The 21,589-nt window shown below is 61.5% G+C and carries 17 protein-coding genes and 4 tRNA genes; 19 read left to right on the plus strand and 2 right to left on the minus strand.

What is annotated here, in order from left to right; genetic code table 11:
• The first annotated feature begins 23 nt into the window (after positions 1-23).
• The 10 genes from gltX to AAEZ09_RS03435 all read left to right on the plus strand — a co-directional run bounded on the left by gltX (position 24) and on the right by AAEZ09_RS03435 (position 5,996).
• Complete coding sequence (gene gltX, locus AAEZ09_RS03390; RefSeq protein WP_045057786.1) at positions 24-1,505, plus strand: glutamate--tRNA ligase; 1,482 nt, start codon at positions 24-26, stop codon at positions 1,503-1,505.
• 248 nt (positions 1,506-1,753) lie between these two features.
• Positions 1,754-1,829: transfer RNA gene (locus AAEZ09_RS03395), tRNA-Ala, on the plus strand.
• Positions 1,830-1,908: 79 nt separating this feature from the next.
• Positions 1,909-1,984: transfer RNA gene (locus AAEZ09_RS03400), tRNA-Glu, on the plus strand.
• Between the two features lie 53 nt (positions 1,985-2,037).
• Positions 2,038-2,113: transfer RNA gene (locus AAEZ09_RS03405), tRNA-Ala, on the plus strand.
• A gap of 80 nt (positions 2,114-2,193) precedes the next feature.
• A tRNA-Glu gene (locus AAEZ09_RS03410) sits at positions 2,194-2,269 on the plus strand.
• Positions 2,270-2,453: 184 nt separating this feature from the next.
• On the plus strand, positions 2,454-2,993 hold the full coding sequence (locus AAEZ09_RS03415; RefSeq protein WP_122838200.1) for a TetR/AcrR family transcriptional regulator: 540 nt from the start codon (positions 2,454-2,456) through the stop codon (positions 2,991-2,993).
• A gap of 31 nt (positions 2,994-3,024) precedes the next feature.
• Positions 3,025-3,858, plus strand: coding sequence for an alpha/beta fold hydrolase (locus tag AAEZ09_RS03420; protein ID WP_350598144.1), 834 nt, complete (start codon positions 3,025-3,027; stop codon positions 3,856-3,858).
• Positions 3,859-3,902: 44 nt separating this feature from the next.
• On the plus strand, positions 3,903-4,340 hold the full coding sequence (locus tag AAEZ09_RS03425) for an acyl-CoA thioesterase (protein WP_205893220.1): 438 nt from the start codon (positions 3,903-3,905) through the stop codon (positions 4,338-4,340).
• 129 nt (positions 4,341-4,469) lie between these two features.
• Complete coding sequence (locus tag AAEZ09_RS03430) at positions 4,470-5,429, plus strand: tRNA dihydrouridine synthase (RefSeq protein WP_045057956.1); 960 nt, start codon at positions 4,470-4,472, stop codon at positions 5,427-5,429.
• Between the two features lie 120 nt (positions 5,430-5,549).
• Entirely contained in the window at positions 5,550-5,996 is a 447-nt protein-coding gene (locus tag AAEZ09_RS03435; protein ID WP_045057955.1) for an Hsp20 family protein, read from the plus strand.
• Positions 5,997-6,140: 144 nt separating this feature from the next.
• Here the strand turns inward: AAEZ09_RS03435 and AAEZ09_RS03440 are convergent, their stop codons facing one another.
• Positions 6,141-9,419, minus strand: a complete 3,279-nt coding sequence (locus tag AAEZ09_RS03440) for an EAL domain-containing protein (protein ID WP_205893212.1) — start codon at positions 9,417-9,419, stop codon at positions 6,141-6,143.
• A gap of 66 nt (positions 9,420-9,485) precedes the next feature.
• Positions 9,486-10,376, minus strand: coding sequence for a LysR family transcriptional regulator (locus AAEZ09_RS03445; RefSeq protein ID WP_350598147.1), 891 nt, complete (start codon positions 10,374-10,376; stop codon positions 9,486-9,488).
• A gap of 147 nt (positions 10,377-10,523) precedes the next feature.
• On the opposite strand from AAEZ09_RS03445, the gene leuC reads away from it, so the two are divergent.
• From leuC to AAEZ09_RS03490, 9 genes are all read left to right on the plus strand, one after another.
• Entirely contained in the window at positions 10,524-11,942 is a 1,419-nt protein-coding gene (leuC, locus tag AAEZ09_RS03450; RefSeq protein ID WP_045057952.1) for a 3-isopropylmalate dehydratase large subunit, read from the plus strand.
• Between the two features lie 11 nt (positions 11,943-11,953).
• A complete protein-coding gene (gene leuD, locus AAEZ09_RS03455; protein ID WP_122838208.1) occupies positions 11,954-12,598 on the plus strand; it encodes a 3-isopropylmalate dehydratase small subunit in 645 nt (214 codons plus the stop codon).
• A 146-nt stretch (positions 12,599-12,744) separates the two neighbouring features.
• Entirely contained in the window at positions 12,745-13,512 is a 768-nt protein-coding gene (locus AAEZ09_RS03460) for a class I SAM-dependent methyltransferase (protein ID WP_350598148.1), read from the plus strand.
• A 67-nt stretch (positions 13,513-13,579) separates the two neighbouring features.
• A complete protein-coding gene (gene leuB, locus AAEZ09_RS03465; protein ID WP_045057949.1) occupies positions 13,580-14,662 on the plus strand; it encodes a 3-isopropylmalate dehydrogenase in 1,083 nt (360 codons plus the stop codon).
• Between the two features lie 69 nt (positions 14,663-14,731).
• On the plus strand, positions 14,732-15,844 hold the full coding sequence (gene asd / locus AAEZ09_RS03470) for an aspartate-semialdehyde dehydrogenase (RefSeq protein WP_045057948.1): 1,113 nt from the start codon (positions 14,732-14,734) through the stop codon (positions 15,842-15,844).
• Between the two features lie 119 nt (positions 15,845-15,963).
• A complete protein-coding gene (locus AAEZ09_RS03475) occupies positions 15,964-16,974 on the plus strand; it encodes an aspartate-semialdehyde dehydrogenase (protein ID WP_350598150.1) in 1,011 nt (336 codons plus the stop codon).
• A 93-nt stretch (positions 16,975-17,067) separates the two neighbouring features.
• A complete protein-coding gene (locus tag AAEZ09_RS03480; protein ID WP_350598152.1) occupies positions 17,068-19,740 on the plus strand; it encodes a FimV/HubP family polar landmark protein in 2,673 nt (890 codons plus the stop codon).
• A 171-nt stretch (positions 19,741-19,911) separates the two neighbouring features.
• Positions 19,912-20,736 carry a tRNA pseudouridine(38-40) synthase TruA gene (gene truA, locus AAEZ09_RS03485; RefSeq protein ID WP_045057945.1) on the plus strand — a complete coding sequence of 275 codons (825 nt, stop codon included), beginning with the start codon at positions 19,912-19,914 and terminating at the stop codon, positions 20,734-20,736.
• 63 nt (positions 20,737-20,799) lie between these two features.
• Positions 20,800-21,426 (plus strand): phosphoribosylanthranilate isomerase, encoded by a 627-nt coding sequence (locus tag AAEZ09_RS03490; RefSeq protein WP_350598155.1) that lies wholly within the window; start codon positions 20,800-20,802, stop codon positions 21,424-21,426.
• Positions 21,427-21,589: the final 163 nt, after the last annotated feature.

Raw genomic sequence — 21,589 nt, forward strand, 5'->3', positions numbered from 1 at the left:
TTATCTTCATTTCGAGACTTGCCATGACCACCGTCCGCACTCGCATCGCGCCATCGCCTACCGGGGATCCCCACGTAGGTACCGCTTACATCGCATTGTTTAACTACTGCTTTGCCAAGCAGCACGGCGGTGAGTTCATCCTGCGGATCGAAGACACCGACCAATTGCGTTCGACCCGCGAGTCCGAACAGCAGATTTTCGACGCCCTGCGCTGGTTGGGTATCGACTGGAGCGAAGGCCCGGACGTGGGCGGCCCGCACGGTCCTTATCGCCAGAGTGAACGTGGCGATATCTACCAGAAGTACTGTCAGCAGTTGGTGGAAATGGGCCACGCCTTCCCGTGCTTCTGCACCGCCGAAGAGCTGGACCAGATGCGCGCCGAACAACAGGCCCGGGGCGAAACCCCGCGCTACGATGGGCGTGCGCTGCTGCTGCCTGCGGAAGAAGTGGCCCGTCGTCTGGCCGCTGGCGAGCCGCACGTTATCCGCATGAAGGTGCCGAGCGAAGGCGTCTGCGTGGTGCCGGACATGCTGCGTGGCGACGTCGAAATCCCGTGGGATCGCATGGACATGCAAGTGCTGATGAAGACCGACGGCCTGCCGACCTACTTCCTGGCCAACGTGGTCGACGATCACCTGATGGGCATCACCCACGTGCTGCGCGGCGAAGAATGGCTGCCATCGGCGCCCAAGCTGATCCTGCTCTACGAGTACTTCGGCTGGGAACAACCGGAGCTGTGCTACATGCCGCTGCTGCGTAACCCGGACAAGAGCAAACTGTCCAAGCGCAAGAACCCGACCTCGGTGACGTTCTACGAGCGCATGGGCTTCATGCCTGAGGCGATGCTCAACTACCTGGGGCGCATGGGCTGGTCGATGCCGGATGAGCGCGAGAAGTTCTCGCTGCAAGAAATGGTCGACAACTTCGACCTCAAGCGCGTCTCCCTGGGCGGGCCGATCTTCGACATCGAGAAGCTCTCCTGGCTCAACGGCCAGTGGCTGCGTGACCTGCCGGTGGACGAGTTCGCCTCGCGCCTGCAGACCTGGGCGTTGAACCCTGAATACATGATGAAAATCGCGCCGCACGTGCAGGGCCGCGTTGAAACCTTTAGCCAGGTCGCTCCGCTGGCCGGGTTCTTCTTCGCCGGCGGGGTCAACCCGGACGCGAAGCTGTTCGAGTCTAAGAAGCTGTCGGGCGATCAGGTGCGTCAGTTGATGCAGTTGATCTTGTGGAAGCTCGAAAGCCTGCGTCAGTGGGAGAAGGACAGCATTACCGCGACGATCCAGGCGGTGGTCGAATCCCTGGAGTTGAAACTGCGTGACGCCATGCCGCTGATGTTCGCCGCGATCACCGGGCAAGCAAGCTCGGTCTCGGTGCTCGACGCCATGGAGATTCTCGGGCCGGACCTGACCCGTTTCCGTCTGCGCCAGGCCATCGATTTGCTCGGTGGCGTGTCGAAGAAGGAAAACAAGGAGTGGGAAAAGCTCCTGGCCAATATCGCCTGATTACGGGCAGCGACTAAAAAGATCGCAGGCTTCGCCAGCTCCTACAGTTGAAATGCAATCCCGTAGGAGCTGCCGAAGGCTCGGGCCGCGATCGGACGATCTTTTGATCTGGCTGTTGCCAGTACCCCCATTTTACGGGGGGGAGCGGTAAGTGATTGTTATCCCGGCAAAAAACTTTGAAATATTTTAAAAATAAGTTTGACAGCCTTTCGATCCGCCATTAAGATTCGCCCCGTCCTCAGCGATGAGGGGCTATAGCTCAGCTGGGAGAGCGCTTGCATGGCATGCAAGAGGTCGACGGTTCGATCCCGTCTAGCTCCACCAATTTACACTTCAGGGTCTGGCCACACCGGCCTTGGAGCGATCAACACTCAGCGTTGATCTGTTGTATAGAAGGGTTTACGTCCCCTTCGTCTAGTGGCCTAGGACACCGCCCTTTCACGGCGGTAACAGGGGTTCGAGTCCCCTAGGGGACGCCAGTTTTACAGAAGTGATGTTGCAAGACGTCACTCCGCCGTGAGGCGAAAAATCCGGGGCTTTAGCTCAGCTGGGAGAGCGCCTGCATGGCATGCAGGAGGTCAGCGGTTCGATCCCGCTAAGCTCCACCAATTTTACAGTTCAAGGTCTGGCCACACCGGCCTTGAATCGATCAGTACTCAGCACTGATCAGTTGTATAGAAGGTTTTGCGTCCCCTTCGTCTAGTGGCCTAGGACACCGCCCTTTCACGGCGGTAACAGGGGTTCGAGTCCCCTAGGGGACGCCACGATTACCCGCTCTGCGGGATTTTATAAGGGTCATTCAATTATTGAATGGCCCTTTTGTTTGTCTGGCGTTTGGCCAAATCCCCCTCTCTACCTCAAACTGATCTTCAGACCAGCGGTCACATCCACGACTTGCGGAAAATTATTATGAGAATAATATTCTAGTCGTAATATTCGGAGGCAACGATGAACGATAAAAAAGCTCAAACCCGCGAACGCATTCTCAAGGCCGCCAGTGCAGCGCTGATCCAGCGCGGCCCGGCCGAACCGAGCGTGGGCGAAGTGATGGGCGCAGCCGGCCTGACGGTTGGCGGCTTCTATGCGCACTTCGAAAGCAAGGACGCAATGATGCTGGAAGCGTTCAAGCAGTTGCTGGGTCACCGTCGTGGCCTGATCGCCGACATGGACGCCGAACTGACCGGCGAAGAGCGCCGCGCCCTGGTGGCCGCGTTCTACCTGTCACGCAAGCACCGCGATTCGTCTGACTCCGCGTGCCCAATCCCGGCGTCTGTCGGCGAGTTGGGCCGGCTGCCCGATGAGTTTCGGGTGGCCTTGAATGAGCACGTGGAAATGATGGTCGCGCAGTTGGCGGCCAGCCCGGAAGAAACCGACAAGGCCCTGGCCGACATGGCCTTGATGGTGGGTGGCTTGGCACTGGCGCGGGCGCTGGGGCCAGGAGAGTTATCCGATCGACTGTTGCGCGCCGCCAAATCGGCGGTGCTATGACCTGAAGGCCTGGGCCTGGGGAGTGAGAGCGATGAGCGGGTTAAAGTGGGTTCGTGGCGGCAACGGCACTTTGGGCTGGTTTGCCCCTCAACTTGTCGCAAGCAAGATGCGACTGGCGTTCATGACTCCGCGAGAGCTGCCCCCGCGGGATTGGGAGCTGCCCTTGCTGGCCAGGTCGGAGCGCATCACCTTGCGCTTCGGTCTCTCGGCACTGCGCTGGGGAAAAGGGCCGACGGTCTTGCTGATGCATGGCTGGGAAGGGCGCCCAACCCAGTTCGCCAGCATGATTAACGCACTGGTGGACGCCGGCTACACCGTGGTCGCCCTCGACGGTCCCGCCCACGGGCGCTCGCCGGGCAGCGAAGCGAATGTTGTCCTGTTCGCCCGCGCCATGCTTGAAGCCGCCGCCGAGCTGCCGCCGCTGCAAGCCGTGATCGGCCACTCCATGGGCGGCGCCAGTGCGATGCTGGCAGTGCAGTTGGGTCTGCGTACCGAAACCCTGGTGACCATTGCCGCGCCATCGCGAATACTCGGCGTTTTGCGCGGATTTGCCCGGTATGTGGGCCTGCCGCCCAAGGCCCGTTCGGCGTTCATTCGCCAGGTCGAGCAAGACGTCGGCATGCGCGCCGCGACGCTGGATGTCGCGCACTATCAGCTCGATATGCCCGGGCTGATCGTGCATGCCGAAGATGACCGTCTGGTCTCGGTCAAGGAGTCCCAGCTGATCAACGAGGCCTGGTTCGACAGCCGTCTGCTGCGCCTTGAAGAAGGCGGTCATCAGCGGGTGCTGGCCGACCCACGAGTCATTGATGGCGTGCTGTCACTGCTGGCGGGCCGCAGCCTGCAATCGCGCCAATCGGCCTGAGCATCCGTTACACTGCCCAGGTGACTATCTGACTGGAGTGGGGCATGGGCTGGGATCGGGCAACGCCGTTCATCATTGACCTGGAAGTGGGCGCTGAGGACATCGACGGGCTGGGGCACGCGAATAACGCGGTGTATGTCACCTGGCTCGAACGCTGCGCCTGGCGCCACTCCCAGCGCCTGGGCCTGGACCTGGTCGAGTATCGACGCCTGGATCGGGCAATGGCGGTGGTGCGGCACGAAATCGATTACCTGGCGGCCGCCTACGAAGGCGACGGCTTGCAATTGGCGACCTGGATCGTCGACTGGGACCAACGCCTGAAAATGACTCGGCACTTCCAGCTCAAGCGCCCGAGCGACAACACCACGCTGCTGCGTGCGCAGACCACTTTCGTGTGCATCGAACTCTCCACGGGCAAGCCCAAGCGCATGCCAGCGGAGTTCATCGACGGCTATGGCCCGGCGTTGCAAGTCCCCGCCTGACACCCGTCCCGAAGGCTCTGGCCGCGATAGGACGATCTAAGGATCAAAGTCAAAAGATCGCAGCCTTCGGCAGCTCCTACATGGGGAAACCTGTAAACTGCCGCACGTTTTTCGTAGAGTGTGTTTTTCATGCAAATTGCCTTGGCGCCCATGGAGGGGTTGGTCGACAACATCCTGCGGGACGTGCTCACTCGTGTCGGTGGTATCGATTGGTGTGTGACCGAGTTCATCCGCATCAACGACCAGCTGCTCACGCCTGCCTATTTCCACAAGTTCGGCCCTGAATTGCTGACCGGAGCGCGCACGGCCTCTGGCGTGCCGCTGCGCGTGCAATTGCTCGGCTCGGACCCTGTGTGCCTGGCAGAAAATGCCGCGCTCGCTTGCGAATTGGGTTCCGAGGTGATCGACCTGAACTTCGGCTGCCCGGCCAAGACCGTGAACAAGTCCCGCGGTGGCGCGGTATTGCTCAAGGAGCCGGAACTGCTCAACCAGATCGTCGAGCACGTGCGCCGCGCGGTGCCGGCGCACATTCCTGTGACCGCAAAAATGCGCCTGGGCTTCGACAGCCCCGACGGCGCGCTGGTCTGCGCCACCGCGCTGGCCGAAGGTGGCGCGGCGCATATCGTCGTGCATGCGCGCACCAAGACCGATGGCTACAAGCCACCGGCCCACTGGGAGTGGATCCCGCGGGTGCAAGAGGTGGTCAAGGTGCCGGTGTTTGCCAACGGCGATATCTGGGATGTCGAAGACTGGCGTCGTTGCCGCGAAATCAGCGGCGTCGAAGACATCATGCTCGGTCGCGGTCTTGTCTCGCGCCCGGACCTGGCGCGGCAAATCGCGGCGGCGCGGGCGGGTGAGGAGGTGGTCGAAATGACCTGGGCCGAGTTGTTGCCGTTGATCCAGGACTTCTGGCTGCAAGCCAAGGCGCAAATGACAGCGCGCCAATCGCCGGGGCGTTTGAAGCAGTGGCTGGCAATGCTGACCCGCAATTATCCGGAAGCGATCGAGCTGTTTACGGTGCTGCGCCGCGAGACAGAGCTGGATAATGTCTCGCGTTTACTGGGTCTTCAGGTGTCCGAAGCGGCCTGAAAAAAATCTTCAGATAATCTCTTGAAATGTAATCAGCGGTCCATATCTAAGGGGTACGCGATGCCGAATTCGGGTCGCGGAGACATAAACCTTGCTGATTGTTTTCAGGAGATTTGAATCATGAGTACTGCATTTTCCCTGGCCCCACTGTTCCGTTCCTCGGTAGGCTTCGACCGTTTTAACGACCTGTTCGAAACCGCCCTGCGCAATGAGCCAGGCAGCACCTATCCGCCCTACAACGTGGAAAAACACGGTGACGACCAATACCGCATCGTGGTCGCCGCAGCCGGGTTCCAGGAAGAAGACCTGGACCTGCAAGTCGAGAAGGGCGTGCTGACCATCAGTGGCGGCAAACGCGACGCTACCGAAGGCGTGACCTTCCTGCACCAGGGCATCGCCCAACGTGCTTTCAAGCTGTCGTTCCGCCTGGCGGATCACATCGAAATCAAGGCCGCTGACCTGCGTAACGGGTTGCTGAGCATTGATTTGCTGCGGGTGATTCCGGAGGAGGCGAAAGCCAAACGCATCCCGATCAACGGGATGGAAAAGCCGGCTTTGCAGCACTAAGGCCGAGCAATGAAAAGGGCGCCATTGGCGCCCTTTTTTATGCGCGTTCCCCCGTAGGAGCTGCCGCAGGCTGCGATCTTTTGATTTTTTGGCAGGCCAAGATCAAAAGTTCGCAGCCTGCGGCAGCTCCTACACGTTCAGCGGTTATTGAAGGAGCTTTTGGAAGGCTTCCACCGGCAACGGCCGGCTGTGCAGATACCCTTGGTAAAAATAACACCCCAGTCCCTGCAGAAACTCCAGCTGCTCCAGGGTTTCCACCCCTTCGGCGATCACCTTCAACCCCAGGCTGCGGGCCATGGCGACGATGGCACGGATGATTTCGGCGTCGTTGGGGTCGGTGGTGGCGTCGCGGATGAAGGACTGATCGATTTTCAGGGTGTCGACCGGCAGGCGCTTGAGGTAGGTCAGGGACGAGTAGCCGGTGCCAAAATCGTCCATGGCGAAGCTCACGCCGAGTTTCTTCAGGCGGCACATCTTGCTGATGGTGTCTTCCAGGTTCTGAATGACGATGCCTTCGGTGATTTCCAGTTTCAGCAGCGAGCAGGGCAGGCCGTGGCTGCGCAGGCTGTGTTCGACGCGTTCGACGAAGTCGTTCTGGCGAAATTGGCGCGGGCTGATGTTGACGCACAGGCTGAAGTCGAGCGGGTCGATCAGACCTTCGGCCATCAGGTGCTGGAATGCGCGGCAGGCTTCGTCGATGATCCAGCTGCCGACCTCCAGGATCAGTCCGCTGTCCTCCAGCACCTTGATGAACTCGCTGGGTGACTGGGCGCCCAGTGCGGGGTGATTCCAGCGCACCAGTGCCTCGGCGCCGACGATGCGGTTGTCCCGGGCGTCGATCTGGGGCTGGAAGTGCACGCGAAATTCGTTGCGCGACAGCGCCAGGCGCAGGTCGGTTTCCATGCGCAGGCGTTCGCTGGCGGCCTTTTGCATGGTGTTGTGGTACATCTGCGCGGTATTGCGGCCTGAGTCCTTGGCCCGGTACAGGGCGATGTCGGCGCGCTTGAGCAGGTCGGTGGGGGTCGAGCCGTGATCGGGAATCAGTGCGATGCCGATGCTGGGTGTGACTTGCAGGCGTTGTCCGTCGAGGAACATGGGCTCCGACAGCAGTTCGCGCAGGGTGTCAGCCAGGCTGCGCACCTGGGTGCTGACCTCCTCGCGCGAACCTTCCAGGCCGCTGAGCAGCACCACGAACTCGTCACCCCCCAGGCGTGCCACGGTGTCTTCCATGCGCACGCTGGCTTCGAGGCGCGCGGTGATGATTTTCAGTACGGTGTCGCCCACGGGATGCCCGAGGGAATCATTGATGTGCTTGAAGTGGTCGAGGTCGAGAAACAGCAGGGCGCCGCGCAGGTTGTGGCGCTTGAGCAGGGCGATCTGCTGGCTCAGGCGGTCCATCAGCAATGCGCGGTTGGGCAGGTTGGTCAGGGGGTCGTGGTAGGCCAGGTGGCGAATCTGCGCCTCGGCGTTTTTCAGCAGGCTGACGTCCCGGGCGGTCAGCAGCAGGCAGGCGGTTTCGTTGAGGGTGATGGGCTCTACCGACACTTCAACGGTGAGCAACTCGCCGCGCTTGTTGCGCCCGAGCATTTCCTGGTGATGCACCCGGCCGTTGAGCTGCAGTTCGGCCAGCAGTGAGGAGCGCTGTTTCTCCTCGGCCCAGATGCCGACCTGATACACCGTGCGCCCGACGACTTCATCGGCCTGGTAGCCGGTGAGGCGGCAGAAGCCGTCGTTGACCTCCAGGTAACGTCCGGTGTCGCGCTCGGTGATGGTGATGGCGTCCGGGCTGGAGTGGAACGCCTTGGCAAATTTCTCTTCGCTGGCCTTGAGTGCCGCTTCAGACCGCTGCTGCTGGGTGATGTCGCGCAGGGTGGTGACCACGCAGGGATGGTCGCTGACACTGATCTGGCGGCTGGAGATCACACAGGTGAGCGAATGCCCATCTTTGTGCTGGACCTGGATGGCCACGTTACTCAGGCCCTGTTCGCGGATCACCTGTTCAATGCGGTGCAGGCTTTTCGCCGAGGCGTCCCACAGGCCGATTTCGTCGGCGCTGTGCCCGATCACATCGGTGGCGCTCCAGCCAAATGCCTGGGTGAAGCTGGAGTTGATCTCGATGAACTGGCCGCTGTCCTGGCGAGTGACGCAAATTGGATCGGGGCTGACCTGGAACAGGCTGGCAAATTTCTCTTCCGACGCTACCAGCTGTTGCTCACGCTCCACCTGATCAGTGATGTCGAGCAGGGTGCCGGCCATGCGCAGCGGGGCACCGTTTTCGTCGCGGTACAGCCGCGCGCGGCTTTCCAGGTAGCGCGAGCTTCCGTCGGCCAGTTGCACCCGGTAGGTCAGCTGATAATTGCCGGCCGGGCCCTCGCGCAAGCTGCGGTAGGCGTCGCGCATGCTGCCGCGCTCTTCATCGGGTACGCCTTCGAAAAACTCGTCGAAGGACTCGTGGAAAGGGATTGCCTCCAACCCGTGCAACTGCGCAGCGCGTGCCGAGCCATAGAGCATGCCGCTGGGGATGTGCCAATCCCAGGTACCCAGTTGCGCCGAATCCAGCGCCAGGTCCAGGCGCTCCTGGCTGTCTTTGAGGGCGAGCTCGGCGGCTTTGCGTTCGGTGGTGTCGAGGAAGGTGCTGAGCAGATAGGGTTGGCCTTCGAGTTCGACCTTCTGCGCGCTGAGAATGCCGTCGTGGATCTGCCCGTTGCTGGCGCGAAACTGCACCTCCATGCTGATGAGTTCACCTTTGGCCTTGGTCGCCTTGACCAGTCGCTCGCGCTGCTCGGGATGCACCCAGAGGCCCAGCTCCAGGGTGGTTCGGCCGATGGCGTTCTGTACCGGCCAGCCGAACAGGCTTTCAAAATACTGGTTGGCCTCGGTGATCAGGCCGTCTTCCTGGCGGGTCAGCAGCACCATGTTCGGGCACAGGTGAAACAGCGTCGCGAAACGTTTCTCCGAGCTGCTCAGGGCCTGTTCGCGCTGGCGCTGGTGGGTGATTTCGCGGATCACGCCGATCATTCGCGGGCGGCCGTCCTTGTCTGGCAGCAGGCTGCCATTGATCTCCAGCCAGTGCAGGCTGCCATCGGGCCAGCGAATGCGGTGGTGCATCGCCTGTTCCAGCGGCGCGCCGGCGATCACTGCATGGAATGCGCGCACGGTTTTTGCCCGGTCTTCCGGCGGCAGCAGGTCGAGGTATTCCAGGTCGGCGGGCAGCGGCGTATGGGGGTCGAAGCCAAACAGCGCCTGGGTACCCCGCGACCAACTGATCTGCCCACGCTCGATGTCCCAATACCAGGCGCCCAGGCGGGCACCGTTGAGGGCCGCGAGCAACTGTGGCGCGCTTTCCCAACTTTGCTCGGACCGTTTGGGGTCCAGCGCCTGGATACGCGGCATCGGCGGAATACGGTCAACAGATTTCGGCATTGGCAAGCCTTAGACTGAATAGGGCGTTAGGCGCTGGGTCTCGCGGCACTATAGGAGTAGCACAAGTTAGCCATGTGTCCCTGGCTGATCGATTTGTGCGTCCAGCAAAGCCATGAAAGCCCGTGCCGCGTTCGACAGCGTCCGTTCTGTGTGCAGGATATAGCCTAGCTGGCGAGTGAGCTGTATGCCCGGCAAAGGGATGCGCGCCACCTGCTCATCAAGCATGGTGCGCGGCAACACGCTCCAGGCCAGGCCGATGGACACCATCATCTTGATGGTTTCGAGGTAGTTGGTGCTCATGGCGATGTTCGGCGTCAGCCCTTGAGCCTCGAACAGGCGCTGGACGATGTGGTGGGTAAAGGTGTTGCCGCCGGGGAACACGGCCGGGCGCAGGGCGATGTCTGCCAGGCTCACCGCGCCATTGCTGATCAGCGAATGTTCCGGTGCGACCACGAAATCCAGCGGGTCGTCCCACACCGGGGTGGCTTTGACCAGGGAGTGAGGTTCGGGGGCCAGGGTGATGACCGCCAGTTCCGCGCGGCCATGGAGGATTTCTTCGTAGGCCACTTCCGAATCGAGGAACTGAATATCCAGCGCTACTTGCGGGTAGCGTCGGGTGAACTCCCTTAATAAAGGCGGCAGGCGGTGCAGGCCGATGTGGTGGCTGGTGGCCAGGGTCAGGCGCCCGCTGACTTCGCCGGTCAGGTTGGTCAGGGCGCGGCGGGTGTCGTCCAGCACGTTGAGAATCTGGTAAGCCCGCGGCAACAGGGCGCGGCCAGCTTCGGTCAGGCCGACTTCGCGGCCCAGCCGATCGAACAGCCGCACTTTCAACTGTTGTTCCAGCCCGGCGATGCGTTTGCTGATCGCCGGTTGCGTCAGGTGCAGTCGTTCTCCCGCGCCAGAGAAGCTGCCGGTCTCGGCAATCGCGATAAAAGCATTAAGGTTGGCCAGATCCATTGCGGTATTCCAGATGGTTATCCAAAGCATAAAAAATATGAATTTGAGTTATTTAATGTAACCCCCTAGGATCGACCTCACAAGCCAAAGGGTTATTGAGTCGTTCAAAACCCGGGGCATAGAAACAAATGATGAGGAAACCGTCTGATGGCCGGCAAAACGCTCTACGACAAGCTCTGGGATTCGCATTTGGTCAAACAGCGCGACGATGGTTCTGCGCTGATCTACATCGACCGTCACATCATCCATGAAGTGACCTCGCCGCAAGCCTTCGAAGGCCTGCGCCTGGCCGGGCGCAAGCCTTGGCGCATCGATGCCAATATCGCGACCCCGGACCATAACGTACCGACCACGCCGGAGCGCAAGGGCGGCATCGAAGCGATTGCGGACCAGGTCTCGCGTCTGCAGGTCCAGACCCTCGACGACAACTGCGATGAATACGGCATTGTCGAGTTCAAGATGAACGACGTGCGCCAGGGCATCGTCCACGTCATTGGCCCGGAGCAGGGCGCCACCTTGCCGGGCATGACGGTGGTCTGCGGCGACTCCCACACCTCGACCCACGGCGCATTCGGCGCTTTGGCTCACGGTATTGGCACTTCCGAGGTCGAGCACGTGCTCGCCACCCAGTGCCTGGTCGCCCAGAAAATGAAGAATATGCTGGTGTCGGTCGAAGGCGAATTGCCGTTCGGCGTGACGGCCAAGGACATCGTGCTCGCCGTGATCGGCAAGATCGGCACGGCCGGCGGTAATGGCCACGCCATCGAGTTCGCTGGCAGCGCGATCCGCGACCTGTCGGTTGAAGGGCGCATGACCATCTGCAACATGTCCATTGAAGCCGGCGCACGCGTGGGCCTGGTGGCGGCGGATGAAAAAACCGTGGCCTACGTCAAGGGCCGTCCATTTGCTCCGAAAGGCGCGGAGTGGGACTTGGCTGTCGAGGCGTGGAAAGACCTGGTGTCTGACGCGGACTCGAAGTTCGACACCGTCGTCGAGCTCGATGCCACGCAGATCAAGCCGCAAGTCAGCTGGGGCACTTCGCCGGAGATGGTCCTGGCCGTTGATCAAAACGTGCCAGACCCGGCTCAGGAACCGGACCTGGTCAAGCGCGGCTCCATCGAGCGCGCCTTGAAATACATGGGCCTGACTGCCAATCAGGCGATTACTGATATCCAGCTGGACCGCGTGTTCATCGGCTCCTGCACCAACTCGCGCATCGAAGATTTGCGCGCCGCTGCCGTGATCGCCAAGGGCCGCAAAGTGGCGTCGACCATCAAGCAGGCCATCGTGGTGCCGGGCTCGGGCCTGGTGAAGGCGCAAGCTGAATCCGAAGGCCTGGACAAGATTTTCCTCGAGGCCGGTTTTGAATGGCGCGAGCCAGGCTGCTCGATGTGCCTGGCGATGAACCCGGACCGTCTGGAGTCGGGCGAGCATTGCGCGTCCACCTCGAACCGCAACTTCGAAGGCCGTCAGGGTGCCGGTGGTCGTACCCACCTGGTGAGCCCGGCCATGGCCGCCGCCGCCGCAGTAAACGGTCGTTTCGTCGACGTCCGTGAATTGATCTAAAGGAGCGCAGAATGAGAGCTTTTACCCAGCACACTGGACTTGTCGCGCCTCTGGATCGTGCCAACGTCGACACCGATCAGATCATCCCGAAGCAGTTCCTCAAGTCGATCAAGCGCACGGGTTTCGGCCCGAACCTGTTCGACGAATGGCGCTACCTGGATGTGGGGCAGCCGTATCAGGACAATTCCAAGCGTCCGTTGAACAAGGACTTCGTGCTTAACGCCGAACGTTATCAGGGCGCCAGTGTTCTGCTGGCCCGTGAGAACTTCGGTTGCGGCTCCAGCCGTGAACACGCGCCGTGGGCCCTTGAAGAATATGGCTTTCGCAGCATCATCGCGCCGAGCTACGCCGACATTTTCTTCAACAACAGCTTCAAGAATGGCTTGTTGCCGATCATCTTGAGCGACGCTGAAGTCGATGAGCTTTTCCAGCAGGTTGAAGCCAACCCTGGGTACCAGTTGCAGGTTGATCTGCAAGCGCAGACGGTGACTCGCCCGGATGGCAAGGTGCTGAGCTTCGAGATCGATGCGTTCCGCAAGCATTGCCTGCTCAATGGCCTGGACGATATTGGCCTGACGTTGATGGACCACGAGGCAATTGCGTCGTTTGAAGCCAAGCACCGCGCGAGCCAGCCTTGGTTGTTTCGCGACGCATAAGTTTGCGTAAGGCGTGATGACGCCATCGCCAGCAGGCTGGCTCCCACATTGGATGTGCGGCGTTCACAAAACCCTGTGGGAGCGAGCCTGCTCGCGATGAGGCCCGAATAAACAACACAAAGACTCACCCCAAAAAGGAAGTCCCCATGACCAGCACCGCCCAGCACAGCCAGGTAGTCCAGAAGCAATTCGGTGAACAGGCCTCGGCCTATCTGAGCAGCGCCGTCCACGCTCAAGGCACTGAATTCGCTTTGCTACAGGCTGAATTGGCGGGGCAGGGCAACGCCCGCGTGCTGGACTTGGGATGCGGTGCCGGTCATGTCAGCTTCCAGGTGGCGCCACTGGTCAAGGAAGTAGTGGCGTACGACCTGTCGCAGCAAATGCTCGATGTGGTCACCGCCGCGGCTGTCGATCGTGGTCTGGGCAATGTCACCACGGTCAATGGTGCCGCCGAGCGCCTGCCGTTTGCCGATGGCGAGTTCGAATTCGTCTTCAGTCGGTACTCGGCGCACCATTGGAGCGATCTCGGTGTGGCGTTGCGGGAAGTTCGGCGGGTGCTGAAACCGGGTGGCGTGGCCGCGTTCATCGATGTGTTGTCACCGGGCAGTCCGTTGTTCGACACTTACCTGCAAAGCGTTGAAGTGCTGCGCGACACCAGCCATGTGCGCGATTATTCCGCCGGCGAGTGGTTGCGCCAGGTCAGCGAGGCAGGGTTGCACACCCGCAGCACCGCGCGTCAACGCCTGCGCCTGGAATACAGCAGCTGGGTTGAGCGCATGCGCACACCCCAGGTGATGCGCGCCGCGATCCGCGAGTTGCAGCAGGCGATGGGCAGCGAGGTGCGCGAGTATTTCGAGATTGAGGCCGATGGTTCGTTCAGCACCGACGTGCTGGTGCTGTTCGCCGAAAAATGAGTCACGCAACGATAGAATTTTTCCGGGTGTGCTCCAAGGGCGCACCGACTGATGACAAGAGGAAAGCATGAGCAAGCAGATTCTGATTCTCCCAGGTGACGGTATTGGCCCGGAAATCATGGCCGAAGCGGTCAAGGTCCTGGCATTGGCCAGCGACAAGTTCAACCTGGGTTTCGAGCTGAGCCACGACGTGATCGGCGGTGCTGCCATCGACAAGCATGGCGTGCCCCTGGCTGACGAAACCCTGGAGCGTGCCCGCGCGGCCGACGCTGTGCTGCTGGGCGCCGTGGGCGGCCCGAAATGGGACACCATCGAGCGTGACATCCGCCCTGAGCGCGGCCTGCTGAAAATCCGTGCGCAACTGGGCCTGTTCGGCAACCTGCGCCCGGCGATCCTCTACCCGCAACTGGCAGAGGCTTCGAGCCTCAAGCCGGAAATCGTCGCGGGCCTGGATATCCTGATCGTTCGCGAACTGACCGGCGGCATCTACTTCGGCGCGCCACGCGGCACCCGCACCCTGGAAAACGGCGAGCGCCAGGCCTACGACACCCTGCCATACAGCGAAAGCGAAATCCGCCGTATTGCCCGTGTCGGTTTCGACATGGCCATGGTGCGTGGCAAGAAGTTGTGCTCGGTGGACAAGGCCAACGTTCTGGCATCCAGCCAGCTGTGGCGTGAAATCGTCGAGCAAGTGGCCAAGGACTACCCTGAAGTCGAGCTGAGCCACATGTACGTCGACAACGCTGCCATGCAGCTGGTGCGCGCACCCAAGCAGTTCGACGTGATCGTCACCGACAACCTGTTCGGCGACATCCTGTCCGACCAGGCGTCGATGCTCACCGGTTCCATCGGCATGCTGCCATCGGCGTCCCTGGACACCAACAACAAGGGCATGTACGAGCCTTGCCACGGTTCGGCGCCGGACATCGCAGGCCAAGGCATTGCCAACCCGTTGGCGACCATCCTGTCGGTGTCGATGATGCTGCGTTACAGCTTCAACCAGCAGGTTGCGGCCGATGCCATCGAAAAAGCAGTCAGCCTGGTTCTGGACCAGGGGCTGCGCACCGGCGACATCTGGTCGACCGGTTGCACTAAAGTCGGAACGCAGGAAATGGGTGACGCAGTAGTCGCCGCGCTGCGGAATCTGTAATCTCTCGGGCCCGCTGCCACTTTCAACTTCGAAAGCAGCGGCCCACTTTTTAAAGAAGGTGTAGTTGCGATGAAACGTGTAGGTCTGATCGGTTGGCGCGGTATGGTCGGTTCCGTGCTCATGCAGCGGATGCTGGAAGAGCAGGATTTCGATCTTATCGAGCCGGTGTTTTTCACCACTTCGAATGTCGGTGGCCAAGGCCCGTCCGTGGGCAAGGACATTGCTCCGCTCAAGGACGCTTACAGCATTGAAGAGCTGAAGACCCTCGACGTGATTCTGACCTGCCAGGGTGGCGACTACACCAGCGAAGTCTTCCCGAAACTGCGCGAAGCCGGCTGGCAGGGTTACTGGATCGACGCCGCTTCCAGCCTGCGCATGCAGGATGACGCGGTGATTGTGCTGGATCCGGTGAATCGCAAGGTCATCGACCAGCAGCTCGATGCGGGCACCAAGAACTACATCGGCGGCAACTGCACCGTCAGCCTGATGCTGATGGGCCTGGGCGGCCTGTTCGAAGCTGGCCTGGTGGAGTGGATGAGCGCCATGACGTATCAGGCGGCTTCCGGTGCCGGCGCGCAGAACATGCGTGAGCTGATCAAGCAGATGGGCGCCACCCACGCCGCTGTCGCTGATCAACTGGCTGACCCGGCAAGCGCGATCCTCGACATCGACCGTCGTGTGGCCGAAGCGATGCGCAGCGACGCGTACCCGACCGAAAACTTTGGCGTACCGCTGGCCGGCAGCCTGATCCCGTGGATCGACAAGGAACTGCCGAACGGTCAGAGCCGTGAAGAGTGGAAAGCCCAGGCCGAGACCAACAAGATCCTCGGTCGCTTCAAGAGCCCGATCCCGGTGGACGGCATCTGCGTGCGCATCGGCGCCATGCGCTGCCACAGCCAGGCGCTGACCATCAAGCTGAACAAAGACGTGCCGATCGCCGATATCGAAGGGCTGATCAGCCAGCACAACCCGTGGGTCAAGCTGGTGCCGAACAACCGTGAAGCCAGCATCCAGGAACTGAGCCCGACCAAGGTCACCGGCACCCTGAATGTACCGGTGGGCCGTCTGCGCAAGCTGAACATGGGTTCGCAGTTCGTCGGCGCATTCACCGTGGGCGACCAGCTGTTGTGGGGCGCCGCGGAACCGCTGCGGCGCATGCTGCGGATCCTGCTTGAGCGTTGATCGACTGAAGTAAACAAAGAGCCCGTGCCTTGAAAGAGGTGCGGGTTTTTTTATGAAATTGCCTGCGCCCCCACCACCCGGTAAAGTGCCGCTCCCCCCGTTCCGCCAGAGGTAGCACCATGACCCAGTCCTTTGATATTGCCGTAATTGGCGCCACCGGAACGGTCGGCGAAACGCTGGTGCAGATTCTCGAAGAGCGCGACTTCCCGGTGGGCAACCTGCACCTGCTCGCCAGCAGCGAGTCAGCCGGGCATTCGGTGCCGTTTCGCGGCAAGAACGTGCGGGTGCGTGAAGTCGACGAGTTCGACTTCAGCAAGGTCCAGCTGGTGTTCTTCGCCGCCGGCCCCGCTGTCACCCTCAGTTTCGCATCGCGCGCCACGGCTGCCGGTTGCTCGGTGATCGACTTGTCCGGCGCCTTCCCGGCCGATCAGGCTCCGCAAGTGGTGCCCGAAGCCAACGCCCACCTGCTCGACGGGATGAAAACTCCGTTTCAGGTCAGCAGCCCTAGCCCGTCGGCCACCACGCTGGCCGTGGTGCTGGCACCCTTACTGGGCATTATCGACCTGCAGCGCATCAATCTGACCGCTTGCCTCGCTGTGTCAGCCCAGGGCCGCGAAGCCGTCACCGAGTTGGCCCGGCAGACCGCCGAGCTGCTCAATGTGCGCCCTCTGGAGCCCAGCTTCTTTGATCGGCAGATGGCATTCAACCTGCTGGCCCAGGTCGGCAAGCCTGACGAGCAGGGCCACACGCAGCTGGAAAAACGCCTGGTACGCGAAGTGCGTCAGGTCATGGCGCTGCCTTCGTTGAAAATTTCCGTCACCTGCATTCAAGCCCCGGTGTTTTTCGGCGATAGCTATAGCGTGACCCTGCAGACTGCAGGCGAGGTCGATCTGGCGCAAGTCAACGCGGCCCTGGACGATGCGCCCGGGATTGAGCTGGTCGAGGCCGGTGATTACCCGACTGCGGTCGGTGACGCAGTAGGGCAGGACGTTGTCTATGTCGGCCGGGTTCGCCGGGGAATCGACGACCCGTCGGAACTAAATCTGTGGCTGACGTCAGATAACGTACGCAAAGGTGCGGCCCTCAATGCAGTGCAGGTGGCCGAATTGTTGATAAAAGACCTTTCGTAAAAGATACTTGCCAATAATTTGTCGACTGAATGCTGTCGGGCGCTATGCTTGCCCGCAGTGGTCGACAGCGCGGTTCAAACTAAGGATGAGGCTATGGTTCAAGTTCGCAAACTGGTGTTAGCAATAGCGGCCGCCTCGGCGCTGTCCTCCGGTATGGCGCATGCCCTCGGGCTCGGGGAGTTGACCCTGAAGTCCACCCTGAACCAGCCGCTGGTCGCGGAGATCGAGCTCCTTGATATCAAGGAGCTGACAGCGGCCGAAGTCGTGCCTAGCCTTGCTTCGGCAGAAGATTTCGCCAAGGCCGGGGTCGATCGCCAGGCGTTTCTCAACGACCTGACCTTTACCCCGGTGCTCAACCCCGGCGGCAAAAGCATCCTGCGCGTCACGTCGAGCAAGCCATTGTCCGAACCGATGGTGAAATTCCTCGTGCAGGTCATGTGGCCCAACGGTCGCTTGCTGCGCGACTACAGCGTATTGCTCGACCCATCCAAGTTCTCGCCGCAGACCGCTGATGCCGCCGCGCAGCCGGCACCGAGCCAAACCGTCACCGCGCCGGTCACGGGTGCGACCAAGCCGACCGAGTACACCACCACCCGCCGCGACACCCTGTGGGAGATCGCCGCGAAGGCGCGCAATGGCGGTTCGGTGCAGCAGACCATGCTGGCAATCCAGGCCCTGAACCCGGATGCGTTTATCGACGGCAACATCAACCGGTTGAAAACCGGGCAGGTGTTGCGTCTGCCAGACCAGGCGCAGAGCACCAGCCTGCCGCAATCCAAAGCCATCGCCGAAGTCGCCGCGCAGAACACCGCCTGGCGTCAGGGCCGTCGTTATGCGCCGCAGCCCGGTGCCGGGCAGCAGCAGCTCGACGCGACCAATCGGCCTCGCGGTGACGCCCCTTCAACGCAGGCTGCCCGGGATAACCTCAGCCTGGTCTCGGCCGAAGCCGGCAAGGCCGGTGCGAAAGGCGCGGGGGGCGACGCGAAGAGTTTGAGCAACAAGCTGGCGGTGACCCAGGAAAGCCTCGACACCACCCGTCGGGACAACGAAGAACTGAAAAGCCGCATGGCCGATCTGCAGAGCCAGCTGGACAAGCTGCAGAAGCTGATCGAACTGAAGAACAATCAGCTGGCCAAGTTGCAGGCAGAAGGAGGTCAGGACGCGCCTGCGGATGTGGCGGCTGCCCCGGCGATCAACGCCGAACTGGCCACCGATCCTGCAGTGACTGCTCCGGAACAGGGCCTGGCACCAGAAACCGTGCCACCAGCACCCGCAGCGACCCCCGAAGCTACACCGGTGGTCGAGGACAAGCCGGTCGAGCCTGCACCGGCTACGGCGACGGCGACGGCCACGGACGAGCAGAAATACAACGACCTGCTGACCAACCCGTGGCTTCTGGGCATGGTTGGCGGTGGGGCAATCGTTCTGCTGCTCCTGCTGTTGCTGCTGGCCCGTCGCCGCAAGGCCCAGCAGGAAGCTGAGAAACACCTGCGCATGGCTCGCGCCTTGTCCGAAGAGCAAGAGTTCTCGGTCGATCACGATCTGCCGGAAAGCAGCTTCGAAGGCCTGGAAGTTCCACCGCCGAGCGTGAAAATGGCGACTATGCCCGAGCCGACTCCGGCGCCAGCACCTGCACCCGCGCCGGTAATCGCTCCGGTGATCGTTACTCCACCCATCGCAGCGCCACTGATCTCGCCAGCTGCAGAGCACTCCGACGACGTCTTGCCCCGGGCTCAGTCGCATATCAACGCCGGTCGGTTCAACCAGGCGGGCGCGTTGCTGGAAGACGGCATCAAGCAAGAGCCTCAGCGCAGCGACTTGCGCCTCAAGCTGATGGAAATCTACGGCCGGCAGGGCGATCGCGAAGCCTTCGTCGCTCAGGAGCGCAAGCTGGTAGCCAATGGCGATAACTACGCCCAGGTCGAACAGCTCAAAAGCCGCTTCCCGGCCATGGCGATGGTCGCCGCGGGCGGTATTGCTGCCGCAGCCCTGGCTGCGCAAATGGATGCGCAGTACGTCAAGGACCTGATGCTGGACGAGCCACAGGAACCAGCCGCAGAGCCGGCGCCGGTGGCTGATGAGGCGCTGGACGAAAGCTTCGACCTGAGCCTGGATGACCTGGAAGCCGCCTCTCCATCAGTGGTTGCACCCGAAATTGAGCCGGATGCCCTTGGTGAGCTGGACGAATTCCCGTCCGACGATGACCTGAGCTTCCAGTCGGTGTTGCAACAGCAGACCGAGATCAAGGAAAACCTCGACGACCTGTCGGATTTCGATCTGGACATGGACCTCGGCGGTGATACCTCCCCGGCGATCCTGGCCGAGGATGACTTCCTCCTGGACCTGGACGAAGGCGCCAAGGACCTGCCTGTCGCTGACGTGCCAGGTACTCCCGAAGTGCCGCAGGACGACCTGGAACTGCCGGATGACTTCGACCTGTCGCTGGCTGACGAGATGGATGCGCAGGGTACGTCTGAAGCCTTGCCTGCTGAACCGGACGACCTGAGCGCCGAACTGGATCGTCTGTCCCGGGATATCAGCGCGCCGACCTTTACCGCCGACGACGCGCTGGTTTCCGCAGACGACGAGCCCGAGTTCGATTTCCTCTCGGGCACCGACGAAGTCGCAACCAAGCTCGACCTGGCCCAGGCCTACATCGACATGGGCGACAGCGATGGCGCGCGCGATATCCTCAATGAGGTCGTGAGCGAAGGCGATGACGGGCAGAAGAGCGAAGCGAAGGACATGCTGTCGCGGCTGGTTTGATGAATAGGGCGTGAACAACAGCGGCAGCCATTGAGGCTGCCGTTTTTTGTTGTTGAAAGACGATCTTTTGACTTTGGCTGGCATCCCCGTCCCACAGCCTTATAATGCCCGCCTTTGCGCACATCAGCAGGCTGTCACCCCTTGGCAAATATAGATAATCCGGCCGCCGAAATGGTGCCTGAAGGTTTTTTCCGCATCGCACTGGGCGTCGAGTACAAAGGTTCGCGCTATCGCGGCTGGCAGCGCCAGGCATCCGGTGTGCTCACCGTGCAGGAAACCCTGGAAAATGCCCTGTCGAAAGTCGCCAACTCGCCAGTCTCGCTGCTCTGCGCCGGGCGCACTGATGCCGGTGTGCACGCTTGTGGCCAGGTGGTGCACTTCGACACCCAGGTCGAGCGCTCGATGAAAGCCTGGGTCATGGGCGCCAACATCAACTTGCCCCACGACGTCAGCGTCAGCTGGGCCAAGGTCATGCCTGCGCATTTTCACGCGCGGTTCAAGGCCATCGCCCGGCGCTATCGCTACGTTATCTACAACGATCAGATCCGCCCGGCCCACCTGAACGAAGAGATCACCTGGAACCACCGGCCGCTGGACGTCGAACGCATGGCCGAAGCGGCGCAATACCTGGTCGGCACTCATGACTTCAGCGCCTTCCGCGCCGGCCAGTGCCAGGCCAAGTCTCCGGTCAAGGAACTGCACCACCTGCGCGTCACTCGCCACGGCAAGATGATCGTGCTGGACATCCGTGCCAGCGCGTTCCTGCACCACATGGTGCGCAACATTGCCGGCGTGTTGATGACCATTGGCGCCGGCGAGCGTCCGGTGGAGTGGATGAAGCAAGTGCTGGAAAGCCGCATCCGTCGCTCTGGCGGGGTAACAGCACATCCGTTCGGGCTGTATCTGGTGCAGGTGGAATACCGCGACGAGTTCCAGTTGCCCGAGCGTTACATTGGCCCACACTTCCTTACCGGTTTCGCCGAACTTGACGGCTGACGCCCTCGAACGCATTTGTTACCATCCGGGACTTTCCCGGAATTAGCTTGGGGTTATATCGACATGTCAGCCGTTCGCAGCAAGATTTGCGGGATCACCCGCTTAGAGGATGCGCTGGCAGCGGTCGAGGCGGGGGCGGATGCCATAGGTTTTGTGTTCTATGCCAAGAGCCCGCGCGCCGTTACCTTTCAGCAGGCACGCTCGATCATCCAGGCACTGCCTCCGTTCGTGACCACCGTTGGCCTTTTCGTCAACGCCAGTCGCTGCGAGCTGGGGGAAATCCTCGACGCCGTGCCGCTGGACCTGCTGCAATTCCACGGCGATGAGGCCGCGGCCGAGTGTGAGGGCTGGCATCGACCGTATATCAAGGCGCTGCGGGTCAAGGCCGGCGATGATATTGCGGCAGCCTGCAATGCATTTCCGGGCGCCAGCGGTATTCTGCTCGATGCCTATGTCGAAGGCGTGCCGGGCGGAACCGGGCAGGCGTTCGACTGGTCTCTGATTCCCCAAGGCCTGAGCAAGCCGATCATCCTGGCGGGCGGCTTGACACCGGATAACGTCGCCGAGGCGGTCAGCCGAGTGCGGCCTTACGCGGTGGACGTCAGCGGCGGGGTGGAAGAGAGCAAAGGCATCAAGGATCACGCAAGGATTCACGCATTCATCAACGCGGTACGCGGCACGTTGATGTGACGGCTGGCAGACTGCCGCCGTCCACAGGCATGGCTGAGGGTTTTTGGGTGGTACGCAGGTCACGATTCTCTGATCCGGCCATCCATGGATCATCGCCGCACATATGAATTTAGCTCAAGGGCATACGCGGGGCTGCGAACCAAAGCGTTCGAGCCGCCGGTAC

It is taken from the genome of Pseudomonas sp. 65/3-MNA-CIBAN-0223 (assembly GCF_040310425.1).
GTDB lineage: Bacteria > Pseudomonadota > Gammaproteobacteria > Pseudomonadales > Pseudomonadaceae > Aquipseudomonas > Aquipseudomonas gregormendelii.